General features: G+C 37.8%; 14 protein-coding genes and 2 pseudogenes. 5 read left to right on the top strand and 11 right to left on the bottom strand.

Translation table 11 applies throughout. The features are described 5' to 3' along the window. Positions 1–137: 137 nt before the first annotated feature. Together PN497_RS19365 and pyrE are read right to left on the bottom strand one after the other, a co-directional pair. On the bottom strand, positions 138–854 hold the full coding sequence (locus tag PN497_RS19365) for a pirin family protein (protein WP_096568843.1): 717 nt from the start codon (positions 852–854) through the stop codon (positions 138–140). Between the two features lie 114 nt (positions 855–968). Further along, positions 969–1583, bottom strand: a complete 615-nt coding sequence (gene pyrE / locus PN497_RS19360) for an orotate phosphoribosyltransferase (RefSeq protein ID WP_096568840.1) — start codon at positions 1581–1583, stop codon at positions 969–971. A 111-nt stretch (positions 1584–1694) separates the two neighbouring features. Between pyrE and PN497_RS19355 the strand changes: the two genes are divergently transcribed. Further along, positions 1695–2126 (top strand): hypothetical protein, encoded by a 432-nt coding sequence (locus PN497_RS19355; RefSeq protein WP_371851445.1) that lies wholly within the window; start codon positions 1695–1697, stop codon positions 2124–2126. 131 nt (positions 2127–2257) lie between these two features. On the opposite strand, the gene PN497_RS19350 is transcribed toward PN497_RS19355, so the two are convergent. The 5 genes from PN497_RS19350 to patD form a co-directional block, all read right to left on the bottom strand. After that, entirely contained in the window at positions 2258–2755 is a 498-nt protein-coding gene (locus tag PN497_RS19350) for a GNAT family N-acetyltransferase (protein WP_096572713.1), read from the bottom strand. Between the two features lie 248 nt (positions 2756–3003). Then, complete coding sequence (locus tag PN497_RS19345) at positions 3004–3723, bottom strand: class I SAM-dependent methyltransferase (protein ID WP_096568834.1); 720 nt, start codon at positions 3721–3723, stop codon at positions 3004–3006. 72 nt (positions 3724–3795) lie between these two features. Then, positions 3796–5466: a dipeptide ABC transporter ATP-binding protein gene (locus PN497_RS19340; protein ID WP_096568831.1), complete on the bottom strand. Its 1671-nt coding sequence runs from the start codon at positions 5464–5466 to the stop codon at positions 3796–3798. A gap of 23 nt (positions 5467–5489) precedes the next feature. Then, complete coding sequence (locus PN497_RS19335; protein ID WP_096568828.1) at positions 5490–6755, bottom strand: hypothetical protein; 1266 nt, start codon at positions 6753–6755, stop codon at positions 5490–5492. Positions 6756–6847: 92 nt separating this feature from the next. After that, entirely contained in the window at positions 6848–7201 is a 354-nt protein-coding gene (gene patD, locus PN497_RS19330; protein ID WP_096568825.1) for a heterocyst frequency control protein PatD, read from the bottom strand. Positions 7202–7477: 276 nt separating this feature from the next. On the opposite strand from patD, the gene PN497_RS19325 reads away from it, so the two are divergent. Then, positions 7478–9748 (top strand): RelA/SpoT family protein, encoded by a 2271-nt coding sequence (locus tag PN497_RS19325; protein ID WP_096568822.1) that lies wholly within the window; start codon positions 7478–7480, stop codon positions 9746–9748. A 126-nt stretch (positions 9749–9874) separates the two neighbouring features. On the opposite strand, the gene glmU is transcribed toward PN497_RS19325, so the two are convergent. The 3 genes and pseudogenes from glmU to PN497_RS19310 all read right to left on the bottom strand — a co-directional run. Beyond that, positions 9875–11230, bottom strand: coding sequence for a bifunctional UDP-N-acetylglucosamine diphosphorylase/glucosamine-1-phosphate N-acetyltransferase GlmU (glmU, locus tag PN497_RS19320; protein WP_096568819.1), 1356 nt, complete (start codon positions 11228–11230; stop codon positions 9875–9877). A gap of 148 nt (positions 11231–11378) precedes the next feature. Continuing rightward, positions 11379–11519 (bottom strand): annotated as a pseudogene (locus tag PN497_RS19315) (GGDEF domain-containing protein); the annotation flags it as partial. A gap of 348 nt (positions 11520–11867) precedes the next feature. Continuing rightward, positions 11868–12199, bottom strand: a pseudogene (locus tag PN497_RS19310) (ISLre2-like element ISCst1 family transposase); the annotation flags it as partial. A 55-nt stretch (positions 12200–12254) separates the two neighbouring features. On the opposite strand from PN497_RS19310, the gene uvsE reads away from it, so the two are divergent. Together uvsE and PN497_RS19300 are read left to right on the top strand one after the other, a co-directional pair. Beyond that, the gene (gene uvsE, locus PN497_RS19305) at positions 12255–13211 is read left to right on the top strand and encodes a UV DNA damage repair endonuclease UvsE (protein ID WP_096572712.1); all 957 of its coding nucleotides are present in this window, start codon (positions 12255–12257) and stop codon (positions 13209–13211) included. Between the two features lie 47 nt (positions 13212–13258). Next, positions 13259–14857: an Hsp70 family protein gene (locus PN497_RS19300; RefSeq protein ID WP_096568813.1), complete on the top strand. Its 1599-nt coding sequence runs from the start codon at positions 13259–13261 to the stop codon at positions 14855–14857. A 222-nt stretch (positions 14858–15079) separates the two neighbouring features. Here PN497_RS19300 and PN497_RS19295 read toward each other — a convergent pair whose 3' ends face one another. After that, positions 15080–15706 (bottom strand): class I SAM-dependent methyltransferase, encoded by a 627-nt coding sequence (locus PN497_RS19295; protein ID WP_096568810.1) that lies wholly within the window; start codon positions 15704–15706, stop codon positions 15080–15082. A 93-nt stretch (positions 15707–15799) separates the two neighbouring features. Here PN497_RS19295 and hemH point away from each other — a divergent pair, with 93 nt between their 5' ends. Beyond that, positions 15800–16966 carry a ferrochelatase gene (hemH, locus tag PN497_RS19290; RefSeq protein ID WP_096568808.1) on the top strand — a complete coding sequence of 389 codons (1167 nt, stop codon included), beginning with the start codon at positions 15800–15802 and terminating at the stop codon, positions 16964–16966. Positions 16967–17339: the final 373 nt, after the last annotated feature.

Here is a 17339-nt window from a genome sequence, read left to right as displayed (position 1 = left end):
TCTTTGCCATCTCTTGAAATCCCAAAAAATGCACACTTTTTCCGGTATACCCTTCAAAACCCTTGCACTAATTTCTGTGTTTATCAGCCTCTAACCTTTGATATATCAAGGTTTTAGGTTTATTCAGCAAACCCTATTTAAGCCAAGTCAAAAAGTAAAATTTCCGCGTTCTGATTTGTACTCAGTTCTATTTTCTGATCTCCAGTAATTTGCACTCCATCACCTGCTTGGAGTTGTTTTCCATTAAAGATTGCTTCACCTGTAGCTATTTGCAACCAAGCATAACGATAGAGTTGAACATAATAATTAATCACATCACCTTTTTCTAAGATAGAGGCATATAAATCAATATCTTGATGAATAGTGATAGATCCATCACGACCATCTTGAGAACCAATTAACCTTAGTTTTCCCTTTTTATCTTCTACAGAAAAAGCTTTTTGTTCATATCTTGGTTTTAAACGTTGTTGATCCGGCAAAATCCATATTTGCAGCAGGTGTAATTCTTCAGTTTGGGAATGATTAAATTCACTGTGCATGATTCCTGTACCAGCACTCATAATTTGAGCATCACCTGGACGAATCACCGAACCTGTACCCAAACTATCTTTATGTTCTACTGCACCTGATAAAACATAGGTGAGAATTTCCATATCTCGATGTCCATGAGTTGGAAAACCAGCACCAGCAGCAATACTGTCATCATTAATGACTCTGAGGGAACGGAATCCCATGCGGTCGGGATCATAAAAATGACTAAAGGAAAATGTATGATAACTATCCAACCAATCAATTTTACTATGACCCCGTAAATTGGATTTATGAATCATGTAGTTAATGGTATTTTGAGACATAATTTCACCTCTTAAAATAGGAGTCAGGAGTCAGGAGATCAAGGATAATTTAACCCAGTCCCCAGTCCCCAGTCCCCAGCGATGCACTGAGCTTGTCGAAGTGTCCCCAGTCCCCTATATTTGCTGATACCTTGCTTGTAAATCCTGAATAGAAAAGAGCGCATCAAACTGTAAACCAGCAGATTTATATAATTCTGCGCCTCCTTGAAGTCTGTCGATCAAAGAAATTACCCTATCAACGGTATAACCTGCTGCTTGTAAACGTTCAACTGCTTTCAGTGCAGATTGGCCAGTTGTCACTACATCTTCCAGGACTACAACTTTTGCACCCGTGGGTAAAGTAGGACCTTCAATGTAAGCCATTGTGCCATGCCCCTTAGCTTCTTTGCGAATAATTAACGCTGGTATGGGGCGATTTTCATAGACAGAAACCACACTGACAGCGGAAACAATAGGGTCAGCACCCAGAGTTAAACCTGCGACAGCCTGTGTATCTACTGGTAGAATATGTAATATCAACCTACCTATAGCTAAAGCTCCTTGGGGGTGGAGTGTAACCTGTTTACCATTAATATAGTAAGAACTACGTTGTCCAGAGGAAAGAACAAAATCACCTTCTTGATAAGCAAGTTGGCAAAATAAATTTAGTAACTTCTGACGCAGGGTAGTTAAATCAGTAGTGGTTGCCCAAATATCCGATGGGTTGGATGTTTCAGTAGAATACGACATTACAAACCGTTAAAAGTTGTGCTACACCAAAGGTTGAACTAATGAAAGTTCTGAAATTAAGCATAAATTAAGAGTTGCCCAAGTTTGCCTAAAAATTGAGGAGTTGTAAACTTGAGTATAAATTTGCCTGGATTGGGTGGGTTGATGGTACTACTTGCTACTACTACATTTCCTGTAGTTGCAGTTGCTGAGATGCAAACAGAAAATTATGAATCAACCAGCAATGCTTTCGATAGAGCTTATTTTCGCAATCATCCTAATTTTTATGACAATGGCAGTTTACAGCGTCAGGTAGATTCTTTATTAGGTCCTGGGGGTAAGTTCGGAACTACTTTTCCTGATAATGAAATAGCTAAAGATGGTCAGTTAGTTAACATTGTGTATCATGATGTTATCATGCAGCAAGCACAGAATGATCCTTATCTTCGTACCCCTGATTTACCCAATCCTTACAATTCTTCGCTGTTGATGTCTCCTGAGTACAATGCTAATAGACTCAGGGTTGGTACTGAATATCGCTTTGATAGTTTAACTTCTCGTTAGTTATTAGGGAACAGGGAATAGGGAACAGGGAATAGGGAATAGACAAAAATTAATATTATCCTCCTGTTCCCAGTCACCTATCACCAGTCACCTATCACCAGTCACCAATCACCAGTCACCAATCACCTATTTCACTTTTCCCCAACTCGTAAACCCAGAATAATTAAATCTCTTTCTACGCCGGCTAAATCAGCTATTTTGGGTAAATATCCCCAGTTTTGAAAACCCAATTTAGCAAATAGTTTTAAACTAGGTTGATTGTGAGCAAAAATAAAACTAACTAAAGTTTTTAACCCCAAACTTGGACTTTCATTAATTGCTTTTTCTAAAAGTAACTTTCCTAAACCACGTTTTTGAAAGTTTGGGGAAATGTAAATACTAATTTCGGCGGTGGAATGGTAAGCTGGTCTACCATAAAAGGATTGAAAACTCAGCCATCCGGCAATCATCCCATCTATTTCTACTACCCACAGGGGACGTTGTGAAGGTACTCTTCCCTGAAACCAGGCAATGCGACTTTCTACGGTTACGGGTTCTAAATCGGCTGTTGCCATGCGTGTGGGAACAGCAGCGTTATAAATGGCTACAATTTCTGGTAAGTCTGTTTCTGTGGCATGGCGAATAATCATTGCGGCTTTTTGGGCAAAATTCAAATTATCGGTACAATCTTCACAAATCATACACTGTCACCGCAAAATTTATGAGCATTTTTAATCAAGATTTATTGTTTCATCATTAGATAGTTTAGTTAACTAGAAACTTACGTTGTGAATTAGTATTAATTTACAGTCATGAGAGACTTTTAAAACATCCTCTTAGGTTTATTGTAGTAATGTTAAAAAGCAAGAGGTTGAATAAGTGAAATTTTAATGAACTTTTAAAATCTGATTTTGTACAATTCAAATAATTCTCCTAATTGCTTTTTAACTATTTTCGCACCTGCATTTTTAATTGTTTTTTCCCAATCGGATGCAGTTTCTAAAAACACTTCTGCACCTAAATAGGTTTCTAAAACTGCCCAATCTTCCGCTAATGGTTGTTCTGAGTTAAGAATATCAAATACAAAATATCCACCTGGTTTTAATACTCTTTTGACTTCTGATAAAACAGATTGCCAATATTCTAGGGGAAAATAACAACTAAATCCTGTAGCTATAACTAAATCAAATTGTGCTGCATCATAGTTTAATTGGTGTGCTGGACCTAATTCCACACCTTTGAATAGTTTTGAATTTAGTTGTGAACCACGAGAATTTAGTGTATCTCTGGCTATATTACTAATTTCTTGACCATAAAAATATGTTTGCCAATCTCTCCAAGGATAGATTAAAAAGCTGACTCCGCAACCAATGTCTAAACAACGTTGGTTTTTTTGCGGTTGGGCAATTTCCCAAAATGGGGAAGCAATTTTATAAGCTAAAATGCCATTTTTCCATTCTTTATAGATTGGCATTTCTTCTACTTCTGCGGGTACTTCAAAGGGTTCTTTTTGATATTCTTTATTGAAACGATAGGCGATTTGTGCTATTCTCTCTTGCCATTTATCCAAGGAATAGTTTTTATTTTTAAATGAATTTATCGGTTGATTTTTAGACATTATTTAATTTGGTAATGGGTAATGGGTAATGGGTAATGGGTAATGGGTAATGGGTAATGGATAATAATGATATTAAACTCTAGCTAATGATGGTGCAGCAGCTAGTAAAGTTTTTGTGTAGGGATGTTGGGGATGAGCAAAAATTTCTTTTGTATTTCCTAGTTCTACAATTTTACCACCATTCATAACGGCTATGCGATCGCACAAAAAACGAGCTAACCATAAATCATGGGTAATAAATAAATAGGTTAACTCAAATTCGTCTTTTAATTGTAGCATTAAATCTAAAACTTGTGATTGTACACTGGCATCTAACATACTCACTGGTTCATCACATATTACCAGTTTAGGTTGGGTAATTAAAGCTCTAGCAATGGCTACCCTTTGTTGTTGTCCTCCCGATAAATCTGAGGGATAACGTTGATAATACATTTCTGCTGGTGTTAATCCCACTTTTTCCAACATCCATAAAACCTTTTCTTTGGCTTTTTCAGCATTAGCTAAGTTGTGAATTAATAGGGGATCTGCTATACTTTGTCCCACTGTCATGGCAGGATTTAAACAAGCATGAGGATCTTGAAATACCATTTGGATTTGTCTGCGGGAATCGCGAATTTCTTTACGGGATAATTTAGTTAAATCCTGTCCTAAAAATTCCACTTTTCCCCCAGTGGGAGGAATTAATTGTAAAATAGTCCGAGAAAGTGTACTTTTCCCACAACCAGATTCTCCGACTAATCCTAATATTTCCCCTGGATATAATTCTAAATTAATACCATCTACAGCTTTAATTTGTTGCCCTTCACCTTTAAATATTCTTTCAATAAAATTCGGTTCTATGGTATAATGTTTTTGCAGTTCTGTAAGTTTTAAAATTGGTTTTTCTTTAATTACTGTTCCCTGTTCCCTGCGATGCACTGAGCTTGTCGAAGTGTTCCCTGTTACCTCTTCTTGTTGAATATGTAATGCTGCTTTTAATAAAGATTGGGTGTATTCATGTTGAGGATTTTTAAAGACATTTTCTGTTTTCCCTGTTTCTACCATTTTACCTTGATACATGACCCCAATGCGATCGCAATATTCCCCTACCATTGCTAAATCATGGGAAATTAATAATAATCCCATATTGTCTTCTGCACATAACCGCGTTAGTTCTTGTAAAATCTGAGCAGAAACGGTAACATCTAAGCTCGTCGTCGGTTCATCAGCAACAATTAATTTAGGATTCAACAGTAAAGCTAACGCAATAGCAACTCTTTGACGCATCCCTCCGCTAAACTCATGGGGGTACTGACTCCAACGACTTGCAGGAATTTTCACCTTTTCTAAAGTTGCTAAAGCTTTTTCTTTCGCTTGTTGTTTAGTTAATTCTGGTGAATGCGCTGCCAAGGTCTCTAAACAATGATTACCAATAGTCATTAAAGGATCTAATCTTGTCATGGGATCTTGAAACACCAAAGCTACTGCTTCACCGCGAAACTTTTGCATTTGCACAGGTGTTAAATCTAATACGGAATCATCACGAAAAATTATCTTACCTTCAACTCGACTAGAGGCAGGTAATAAACGCATAATTGCCCTGCCAATAGTAGATTTACCACAACCCGACTCACCCACCAAGCCCATTTTTTCCCCTGGTTGAAGTGCAAAAGATACATCATTAACCGCCCAGATTGGTGCTTCTTCGTCAAATTGGGGATAAGCTACGCGGAGATTTTCAACACTAAATAAGGCTTCACTCATGGTTAATTATAGTTAATTATCGTCTATTTATTGTCTACTGATCCAACGTCTTGTATCTGACTAGAATTTTGCTCAGTTCCACAATGATAACAATAAGGTAACTTTTTGTAAGTTAAATTATGGCAATTGTGACACTCTATATATTGATAATAACCGCAATGAGGACAATGGGCATTATTGGATTTAAGAGTTTTTCCACAATTGATACATTGTGATTTTTGAACTCTTCTAGCAGCTTGAAATTTGGTATTAAATACTACTCCTTGAAAGAACTTGATAATGCCAAAACCTATGAGAGGAATTAGCAAGATATAAACATAACTAATTAAGAATAGTAACCCACCCAATAGTTTGTTAACAACACTTAATAAGAATTGAAAGACTACACCAACTTGCAGAAATTCTAAGACTTTGAGAACAAGAGGAATCAAAAATATTACCAGCAAATGCCAGCTAATTAATGCAATAAGTCCATATCCTCGACTTTGACTTATTCTATAGACTAATAAAGCAATAATAATTAAAGGTAGTAGAAAGATAGATTGAAATGTAAGCTGGATACTAGGATACCAAAACGAGGCTCTTTCATAACCTTGTTTAACTGCCGTGAATTTATTCTCATCTTTGATCAAAGATAGAAAATTAAGACTTTCTGGTTTAGTAAGAAGTTGGTTTTTAAGATTATTAATTTCTTGTTTAATTTGTCCAATTTGTTGTTGATTTTTATCTAAGTTTTGTTTAGCTTTTTCAGCACTGACTTGATTGATAGATTTTTCAGATGACTGTCCCGCAATTTTTTCCAACAGCGTTGATTCATATTGATCGCGAATATTTATATTCGCTTGTTCTAATTGATTAATTTTCTCCTGGCGTAGATTTATATTTGTAATATTTTTTTGATTTAGGTTATTATTCAGTCTGTCTTTTAACTCGGCATAATTTATACATATTTCTGAAACTTTTCCTAAATGTCCAATTTCTTGCTGTTGATATTCTGCTTGAAACTGCGGTTGATTATTGTTCAATGGTACTGAGCTTATGATCATGTCATAATCTTTATTTTTATCACTTTGCTTTTGATAATTCTCCCATTCTGAATAACACGGATAGGCTTGGTAGGGGCTAAGATGCCATCTACTAATATCCTCTAAACCTGTAAAAACATTGATTAAAATGAAAATATCTACTATAATGATTACAATCAAACTCACTTTATTTAGTGGTTCGTTGTTGATTGTTCTGGAGTTGTTAAAAAATTGAGCTAAAATGCTACGTATTTTAGTAAGCATATAGAATATTTATACTAAGATGAGTGTGTTTGTCATGTAGTTGCAACCAACCTACCATGAAAACTATTGCCTTGATAGCAGATTCATATTAGTTAATATTCTCCCTTCTCATCTGGGTGTAAAATAGCCTCACAGAATCGAATTAAAATATTAATACGCTCTGTAATTGTTTTTAATCTTGCCTGTATTGTAGTAGACTGTCTTGCGCCTTGTAAAAAAATTACATCTACTTCTAATAAACGAAGTTGCTTGCTAATTTCCGTTTGATAAGACTGCTGGCGGTAGTTTAAATCAGTGAAGGGAGCGATTTCTTGTAAAAAAAAATGCTGTAAATCGGCTAGATGCGATCGCAAGGTAGGAATATCTAATAGAGTTTTGTGAACATTGGAGCGTAATTCCTCCAGTAATGTTGTCAATTCCTGATATTTTTGCAGATTTAAAGACATTTGGTGCTAGTTGAGATAGTATAAACTACAAGAAAATTTATTTCTAGAATAAACCTTTTTCCCAACTCATTCCTAAGAATAGCCTTAAAACCATCTGTGAGACTTGGTTGATTCTTATGGATAGTCAGGCTGATCAGTCATGAGATCATCAGGTAATCAGAAAATCATTCTGACAAAATTTTTCCCACCCGTCTGTAGGGCAGCATCGTCAATAGAAGATGCTGTCATTTTCATCTATATCTCACCGATCCACGAAAAACTTATCATTTCTCTTGTATGAGCAGCTTACTTGTTGATTCCTCCGTTGATGTTAGTCTCCCGGAATGGCTTAAAAAATGTTTACGAGAAACATTAGCGAAAAGCAACACGGGAGAAGATCACCGAACGCACAATGATGCCACTTTGATTTGTAATGCCTTTAAATTTGCCTATCAACTGCATCAAGGACAGTATCGTAAATCTGGAGAAGCGTATATTGCCCATCCTGTAGCCGTAGCTGATTTACTACGAGACTTAGGTGGTAGTGCTGCTATGATAGCAGCTGGATTTCTTCATGATGTAGTTGAAGATACAGAAGTTACAATTGAACAAATAGAAGAAAATTTTGGGGCAGAAGTGCGCCAACTGGTAGAAGGTGTCACCAAGCTTTCTAAAATTAATTTCACCAGTAAAACCGACAGTCAAGCGGAAAACTTCCGGCGAATGTTTTTGGCAATGGCGCAGGATATTCGGGTAATTGTGGTGAAATTGGCGGATCGTTTGCATAATATGCGAACATTGCAATATATGTCAGAAGCCAGCCGTCGCCGCAGCGCCCAGGAAACACGAGATATCTTTGCACCTTTAGCCAATCGTTTGGGGATTTGGCATATTAAATGGGAATTAGAGGATTTAGCCTTTAAATATTTAGAACCTGATGCTTACCGAGAAATTCAACAGCACGTTGCGGAAAAAAGGACGGCACGGGAAGAAAAATTGACTAAAGCTAAGGAAGTGTTGCGGGAGAGAATGCAACAAGCGGGTATTAAATGTTTGGAGGTTAGCGGTCGCCCCAAACATCTGTATAGCATTTATCAAAAAATGCAGCGACAGCAAAAAGAATTTCATGAAATTTATGATTTGGCTGCACTGAGAATCATTGTCCAAACAAATGAAGAATGTTATCGGGCTTTGGCGGTGGTTCATGATGCTTTTCGTCCTATTCCCGGCAGATTTAAAGATTACATTGGTTTACCTAAACCTAACCGTTACCAATCCTTGCATACAGGGGTGATAGGTTTGACCGGTCGCCCGTTGGAAGTGCAAATTCGCACAATGGAAATGCACCATGTTGCGGAGTATGGGATTGCTGCCCATTGGAAGTATAAAGAAACAGGCGGTTCTACCAGTCAGGTAACAGGAGCAGATGAAAAATTTACTTGGTTGCGGCAACTATTGGAATGGCAGAGTGATTTAAAAGACGCGCAAGAATATTTAGATAGTATCAAAGATAATTTATTTGAAGATGATGTTTATGTTTTCACTCCAAAGGGGGATGTCGTACCTCTAAGTCCGGGATCTACAAGTATAGATTTTGCTTATCGAATTCATACAGAGGTCGGAAACCATTGTGCAGGGGCGCGGGTAAATGGGCGCATTGTGCCGTTATCCACCCGATTACAAAATGGGGATATTGTTGATATTATTACGCAAAAAAATAGCCATCCGAGTTTGGATTGGTTGAATTTTGTCAGGACTTCGGCGGCGAAATATCGGATTAAACAATGGTATAAGCGATCGCGCAGGGAAGAAAATCTAGCGCGGGGAAGGGATTTATTAGAGAAGGAACTAGGGAAAACAGGTTTTGATCACTTGTTGAAATCAGACGCAATGCAAACTGTGGCAGAAAAGTGCAATTATCACAGTGTGGAAGATTTACTGGCAGGTTTAGGTTACGGGGAAATTACCTTAAACTTAGTGTTAAACCGCTGGCGAGAAGTGGTAAAAGCACAACAACCTGTAGCTGATGTGATTCCATTTATCCCCAAAGAATCAACATCAAAAACTACACGGGAAACCTCACCCAGTACATCCCGTGCTAGTGATTCACCGATTATTGGCGTAGAAGGATTGGTTTATCATATAGCTGGATGTTGTACGCCGATTCCTGGTGAAGCTATTATTGGGGTGGTAACGCGGGGACGGGGTATATCCATTCATCGCCAAGGATGTCATAATGTGGACAATGTGGAATGTGAGCGCCTAGTACCCGTAAGATGGAATACAGCAATAGAACATCATGGCCGTCCTCACACTTACCCCATAGAGATTCAAATTGAAACTTTGGATCGAGTGGGAATCTTAAAAGATATTTTATCGCGGTTGAGTGATCAAGGCATCAATGTGCGTCATGCTAATGTGAAAACAGCTTTGGGACAACCAGCGTTGATGGATTTGGGTATTGAGATCCGCGATCGCAATCAATTAGAACATCTGTTTGTGCAGATTAGAAAAATGAGTGATATTCTTAACATTCGCAGAGTTGGTCAAATGGAAGAGTCAAAGTAAAAGGCAGGGGGCAGGGGAGGCAGGGGAGGCAGGGGAGGCAGGGGAGGCAGGGAGAAATTATTTGTATTTTCCCAATTACCTCTTCCCCAGTCACCAGTCCCCAGTCACCAGTCCCCAGTCACCTACTTATCTTTCAGCTTTGATCTTCCAACCTGGTTTAACTACCTGACGACTCCGGGCAATGACTAAAGCTTCATTTTCCACATCTTCTGTCACCGTTGAACCTGCGGCAATATAAACATCATTACCGATGGTAATAGGTGCGACTAAAACACTATTAGAACCGGTTTTGGTGCGATCGCCTATTCTGGTTCTATGTTTTTTCACTCCATCATAATTAGCGGTAATTGTTCCTGCACCAATATTTACCTGAGTTCCCGCAGTTGTATCACCCAAATAAGAAAGGTGTGCAACATTAGAAGCATCTCCTAATTGAGTATTTTTCAACTCTACAAAATTACCAATTCTGCAATTTTCACCCACTTCCGCATGGCCACGCAAATGAGCATAAGGACCAATACGAGTTCCTGCTTCCACAAAACTATCTTTGACTACAGAATATTGCACAGTGACATTTTCACCCAACTGGCTATTTTCAATTAAACTTCCAGGTCCTATGCGACTACCAGATTTAATCAATGTTTTACCCCGTAAATGAGTTTGAGGTTCAATAATCACATCTGGCTGTAATTCTACAGTTTCATCAATTGTCACACTAGCAGGATCAATAATCGTCACACCTGCCAAAAGCCATTTTTCCTGAATACGTCTTTGCAAAATCTCGTAAGCTGTGGCTAATTGCAATCTATCATTAATTCCCAGAATTTCTTGGTCATCTTCCACATCTACAGCCATCACCTTACCTACTTGGGTAACAGCATCAGTGAGATAATATTCTTTTTGGGCATTATTATTTTGTAAATGTGGTAAAAATTTTGCTAAATCAGACCAGCGGAAACAGTAAATACCAGCATTAACACGGTGATTTTTTCTTTGTTCAGGAGTGCAATCTTTATCTTCAACTATTTCCTGCACAATGCCGTTTTCATCACAAAAAACTCTTCCGTAACCTTGGGGATTTGATAAATGTGCTGTGAGAATAGTACAGGAATTTTGATTTTCTTGATGAATTTGTAATAAGTTTTTCAGAGTTTTAGTTTGCAACAAAGGCACATCACCATTTAAAATTAACAAATCCCCAGTGTAACCTTCTAAATGAGGAAGTAATTGTTGAATAGCGTGTCCTGTGCCTAATTGTACAGTTTGTTCCACAAATTCCAATTCAGAATTTCCACCTAAAGCAGTTTTTACTTCTTCAGATTGATACCCAACAATTACTAACCTGCGTTCAGGTGCAAGGGGTTCTAGACTATCAATAACTCTCTCGACTAGAGATTTTCCACCCAAAGAATGTAAAACTTTAGGTAGATGAGATTTCATTCTTGTGCCTTTTCCAGCGGCGAGAATTGCTACAACAACCATAATTAATTATCAGTAAATGACAATAAATGCTTTTTTGACTGGGAGATTCAAGGCTAAATCATATCAGTTAATTATCTAGAGTTGACAAAGTCTTTCTGTGTGGGTGAGCAGTCAGGAGTCAGGAGTAGCTCCTTCAAATTCATAATTTCTAAGGTGCAACCACAACTTGGTTACGCCCAGCAGCTTTAGCACGATAAAGGGCAGCATCAGCAGTTTGAATTAATGCTGTACCAATAGCACCATGTTGGGGAAAACCAGTAACTCCCAAATATACTGTGATCTCCTGACTCCTTGATAGCGACTTGTACTGAGCCTGTCGAAGTAAGCTTGGCGTTAGCCATACTCCTTAATATTCACAAAAGGACTTTTTCAGCAAACCCTAATTAGCTGCATTTCTAAGATTGTAGGACTTACGCAAGATGTGACTGAAAACCTTATTCTTGCGTAGGGGTAATTCATGTAGCTTGCTTCCCGAAGGGTATTACCCCTACTTTCGTTCCCTTTTGCGTAAGTCCTGGATTGGTAAAAATCTCTGATAATCTTCATAAGTTCTATCGTTGGTAATAGGGATATTCTGAGTTTTTACTTTTTTCCCCTGTTCATCAAATACATAGATTGTTAATAATTAAGGTCATTTGAGCGTTACTAAAACATTACCTACTGTTAATATTTCTCTTTTTCTACAACTATGTCTTTTTGTCTTGGGATGCCAATAACCTTTGGTTTGATTTATTGCTGTTTCATGAGCCACTTCTGATTGAGAAAGCTTATGCAATAACATTGCAATAACATTGCAATACATTGATCCGCTAACACTAATGCCGCTTCTCTTATTTTTTCTTCTCTTTCTTTTACAGTTCGTCCATCCCACTCTTCGATTTTTGTCAAATCTAAAAGTTTCTTCACATTTTCTTGAAATTATGATATGGAATCTGTTAAACTTAGATTTGCATATATAGCATTTACCAATTACCAATTACCAATTACCAATTACCAATTACCAATTACCAATTACCAAAAAAATATGAAATTACAACAAAAAGAGATAACATTAAAAAAAATAAATCCACAACAGCAAAACCAAACTGAGCCACATTTAGGTTTGGTTTGTATCACTATTGATAAACAAGTGCGTTTTCGGACTATTACCCGGACCCGTTATTTAAAACTTTCTCTTCAACAAAGAGAAGATACCCTAAAAGAACTTTATCAAAATAATTTGCGCTGCTTGGATGGGGCGTTAACTTTCTGTCAAAAGCAAAATATTCGCCTTTATCGCATGACTTCGGCTTTATTTCCGATGAGTGATATGGAAGATAAAATTGGTGGAAATATATTAGAAGAAATGAGGGAAGATTTAGCAAAAATTGGGGAGAAGGCAGAAAAATTAAACATCAGAATGGTGTTACATCCAGATCAGTTTGTAGTCTTGAGTTCTGATAATGATGAAGTCATAGAAAATAGTATCAAAATTTTAACAAACCACGCCTACACTTTAGATTTACTTGGTTTACCTCAGTCACCTTGGGCGTTAATGAATATTCATGGTGGTAAATCTCAACGTGGGGAAAAATTGGTAAAAGTAATTTCTGAACTACCACCAGGTATTAAAAACCGCTTAACTTTAGAAAATGATGAATATGCTTATAATGCTCAGGAGATTTTAGAGGTATGTCAACAAGCTGGTATACCGATGGTTTTTGATGCACATCATCACATTTGCTATGAAAAGTTAGATTCTTATGATCATCCTAGTGTAGAATATGTGGTTTTGGCAGCGCGAGAAACTTGGGAAAATCCAGATTGGCAGTTAGTACATATTTCTAATGGGGAAACAGGTTTTAATGATAGAAAACACAGTGATTTAATTACAGCCATGCCTCAAGCTTACCACCAAGTACCCTGGATAGAAGTAGAAGCCAAACACAAAGAAAAAGCGATCGCCCATTTGCGGGATTGGTGGTTAATGCAGAATAATTAACGTTATATTAACTTTACTTAATTAGTTGATCAATAATAAATTGAGAAATGGCGATCGCGATTGATTTTGGTACTAGCAACACAGTTATTACTCGCTGGAATCCCGTTACCCAGCAACCGGAAACTTTGACTTTACCGGGTTTATCCCTGCAACAAAGTCTTAATCCCCCACTGATTCCCAGTTTAGTATATGTAGAAGCAGCGAGTGAAAGTAAAGTTTTAGTTGGACAGCAAGTGCGCGATCGCGGTTTGGATCTCAAAGATGATAACCGATTTTTCCGTAGTTTTAAACGCGGTATTGGCGCAGATATTCAGGGTTTTTTACCAGAACTAGATGGAGAAATCGTCACCTTTGAAAAAATAGGTAAATGGTTTTTAACTAAGGTAATCGAAGAATTAACACTAATAGAAGGTGGTTTAGATTCTTTGGTTTTAACAGTACCTGTAGACAGTTTTGAAGCTTATCGTCACTGGTTAGGCAAAGTTTTTCAAGCACTTCCAGTAGAACAAGTTAGGATGTTAGATGAACCTACTGCTGCGGCTTTAGGTTATGGTTTAACAGCACAAGAAAATTTGTTAGTAATTGATTTTGGTGGTGGAACATTAGATTTATCTTTGGTACGTTTAGATCAACAGGCACAAACTAATACTAAACCAGTAGGATTTTTATTAAAGTGGGGTAATAAATCTTTAGCGGAAGATTCCAAACAAAAGGTAAAAACAGCCCGTGTATTAGCAAAAGCGGGGCAAAATTTAGGTGGTACAGATATTGATAATTGGATAGTTGATTATTTTGTCAAAACTAAAGGGTTGCCAGTTAATTCTATAATTACTCGGTTAGCAGAACGAGTAAAAATTCAATTATCTACCCAAAATAAAGCCAGTGAAGTTTATTTTAATGATGAAACTTTTGAAAGTTATGAATTGGATCTTAACCGTCAAACTTTAGAGAATATTCTCAAAGATCATGGATTTTTTGATAAGTTACATGATACCATGATGACCTTGTTACAACAAGCCCGTCGTCAAGGTATAGAACTAGATGATATTAATGCAGTTTTGTTAGTGGGTGGAACTGTACAATTACCAGTAGTAAATACATGGGTACAGCAATATTTTGAACCAGAAAAAATCCGTTATCAAAAACCTTTTGAAGCGATCGCTCAAGGTGCATTACAAATTACCCAAGGTTTAGAAATCAAGGACTTTTTGTATCATAGCTATGGAGTGCGGTACTGGGATAGACGCAACCAACGTCACAGTTGGCAACCAATAATTAAAGCCGGACAAGCTTATCCCATGAGTCAACCAGTAGAATTAGTTTTAGGTGCTTCTAGGGAAAATCAGCCGAGTATTGAGTTAATTTTAGGAGAATTAGGCGCAGAAACCGGAGGTACAGAAGTTTATTTTGATGGCGATCGCTTAGTAACTCGCAAACTTGAGTCTGTGACAACTACAGTTAAACCGCTGAATGATACAGAAGAAGCCAGAAAAATTGCTAAACTTACACCCCCTGGTTTTCCGGGGAGCGATCGCATTAAAGTCATGTTTCAAGTTGATGAACAACGATTTTTAAGAATTACCGTTGAGGACTTATTAACAAATAATACCCTGGTAGAAAATCAACTTGTGGCACAATTGAGTTAAGGAGGCAGGAGTCGTAGGGGCGAAGCATTCGGGCGACCAATTATCAATTTTATGAAAAGGCTATTTTCCTGTAAGGGCGTTCGCGAAACGTGCTGGAAGCATCAGCATTCGGGCAACTAACTATCAATTTTAGCAACAGGCTATTTTCCGAATGCTTCGCCCCTACTTCGCCCTTACAGGAGTCAGGAAGAACGGATTTTATTTTCCCTGTTCCCTATTTTTTCAAGCCTTGCTACTGACAATTACCTGTAAACTACCACCAGCATATAAAATTGGTTTACCAACATCAAAACCAGATTCTCTTAATAAACCAGGTAAATCAGTTTTCAATAACTGCCAAGCTGTTTCCGTTTCAAACAACCAAAAAAACACTGATAAACCAGGCCAAAATATAGGATTTGTGGGAGCATGAAAATCTACTAAAGTAAAAATTCCCCCTGGTTTTAATACTCTATAAACCTCTTGGATGATTTTTCTTAATTGTTCAGGTTGCATTTCATGTAAAGCGGCGCTAGTATGCACCACATCAAACTCATGATCTGTAAAAGGCATATTTTCCGCATAAGCTTCTACATAAGTAGCATTCGGCACATTCTTTTTTGCCCGTTGTAAAGATAAAGGCGAAGCATCCAATCCTGTAACATTTTGTGATAATTTCACCAAAAAAGCCGTAGTTTGACCACTACCACAGCATAAATCTAGAATTTTAGTATCTGAGTTGAGGTTTAAACCTTGTAAAGCGAGTTGACGAAAACGCCCCTCACCGCCCACACTCAGGGCTGCTAACCGGGATATGGCATCATATAACCATTGATAGCGGTAACTCAAGTCTCGAAAAATTGTTGCCATTGCATATTTCCTTAACGTTAAGCTTTATATTGAATAAAGATATATTGTTAACATTAGTAAAAAAATTGTAAAGATTGGGGGAAAGTAACTGCTATGGGTCGTGTAGGCGTATTATTACTCAATCTAGGTGGACCTGATAAATTAGAAGATGTGGGTCCATTCTTATATAACCTGTTTTCAGATCCCGAAATTATTCGCCTACCATTTCGATGGATGCAAAAACCATTAGCTTGGTTTATTGCCACACGGCGAGAAAAAACATCACAAGAGAATTATAAGCAAATTGGTGGGGGTTCACCATTGCGAAGCATCACAGAAGAACAGGGGGAAGCGTTAAAAACCCAATTGGATGCTATGGGTAAAGAAGCAAATATCTATGTGGGAATGCGTTATTGGCATCCCTACACAGAAGAGGCGATCGCCCAACTGGCACAGGATAACATTGACAAGTTGGTAATTTTGCCACTGTATCCCCAATTTTCTATTAGTACCAGTGGTTCTAGTTTCCGGTTGTTAGAAAAACTTTGGCAAGAAAACCCAAAACTTCAACCTTTGGAATACACTGTGATTGCTTCCTGGTACAAACAACCAGGTTACTTGCAAGCAATGGCAGAACTGATCATTGAGCAACTCAATCAATTTCCCAACCCGGATCAGGCACACATCTTTTTTAGCGCCCACGGTGTACCAAAAAGCTATGTTGTAGAAGCAGGCGATCCTTATCAGCAGGAAATTGAGGAATGTACTCAACTAATTATGCAAACCCTTAATCGCCCCAATGCCCACACCTTAGCTTATCAAAGTCGTGTCGGTCCGGTGGAATGGCTACAACCTTATACTGAGGATGCCTTAAAAGAACTGGGTGAAAAAGGCGTTAAAGATTTGGTAGTAGTACCCATTAGTTTTGTTTCTGAACACATTGAAACTTTGCAAGAAATTGATATTGAATATCGGGAAATAGCCGAAGAAGCAGGAATTGAAAACTTCCGACGTGCTGCTGCTCCCAACACTCATCCAGTATTTATTCAAGCACTGGCAGACTTGGTAATTGAGTCTTTGGAAAAACCGGATCTCAAACTTTCCCAAGTTACCCAGATGAAGAAAAAGGTGAAAATGTATCCTCAAGAACGTTGGGAATGGGGAATGACAACTAGCGCCGAAGTCTGGAATGGTAGAATTGCGATGCTTGGTTTCATTGCCTTGATCATCGAAATTATCACCGGTCGAGGCTTACTCCATGCTATAGGGCTTTTACAGTAGGTGACAGGAGGCAGGAGGCAGGAGAATTTTAGATTTTAGATTTTAGATTTTAGATTGGATTCATGAAATACAATCCAAAATCCAAAATCCAAAATCCAAAATTGTATACCCAGTCACCAGTCACCAGTCACCAGTCCCTATTCCCTATTCTTACGATTTTCCCAATACCAGTGATACCACTGTGCAGCACTACGAACTGCAAACCAGAGCAGAATTAAAGCTATTAATCTGTACCTGCTATATAAAACCTAGACAAAACTAGACTTTACTTTCTACTTCAACGGGAGCATGGGAGCAGTTATCCCTCAGTAGACTTTCACGCCTTAGCCAGACGCGATTGTGTTCCAATTAAGTTTCTGAAAAAGACTACCAC

The organism is Sphaerospermopsis kisseleviana CS-549 (genome assembly GCF_028329225.1).
In the GTDB taxonomy this organism is placed as follows: domain Bacteria; phylum Cyanobacteriota; class Cyanobacteriia; order Cyanobacteriales; family Nostocaceae; genus Sphaerospermopsis; species Sphaerospermopsis kisseleviana.
This window is presented reverse-complemented; position numbering and strand designations above follow the sequence as displayed.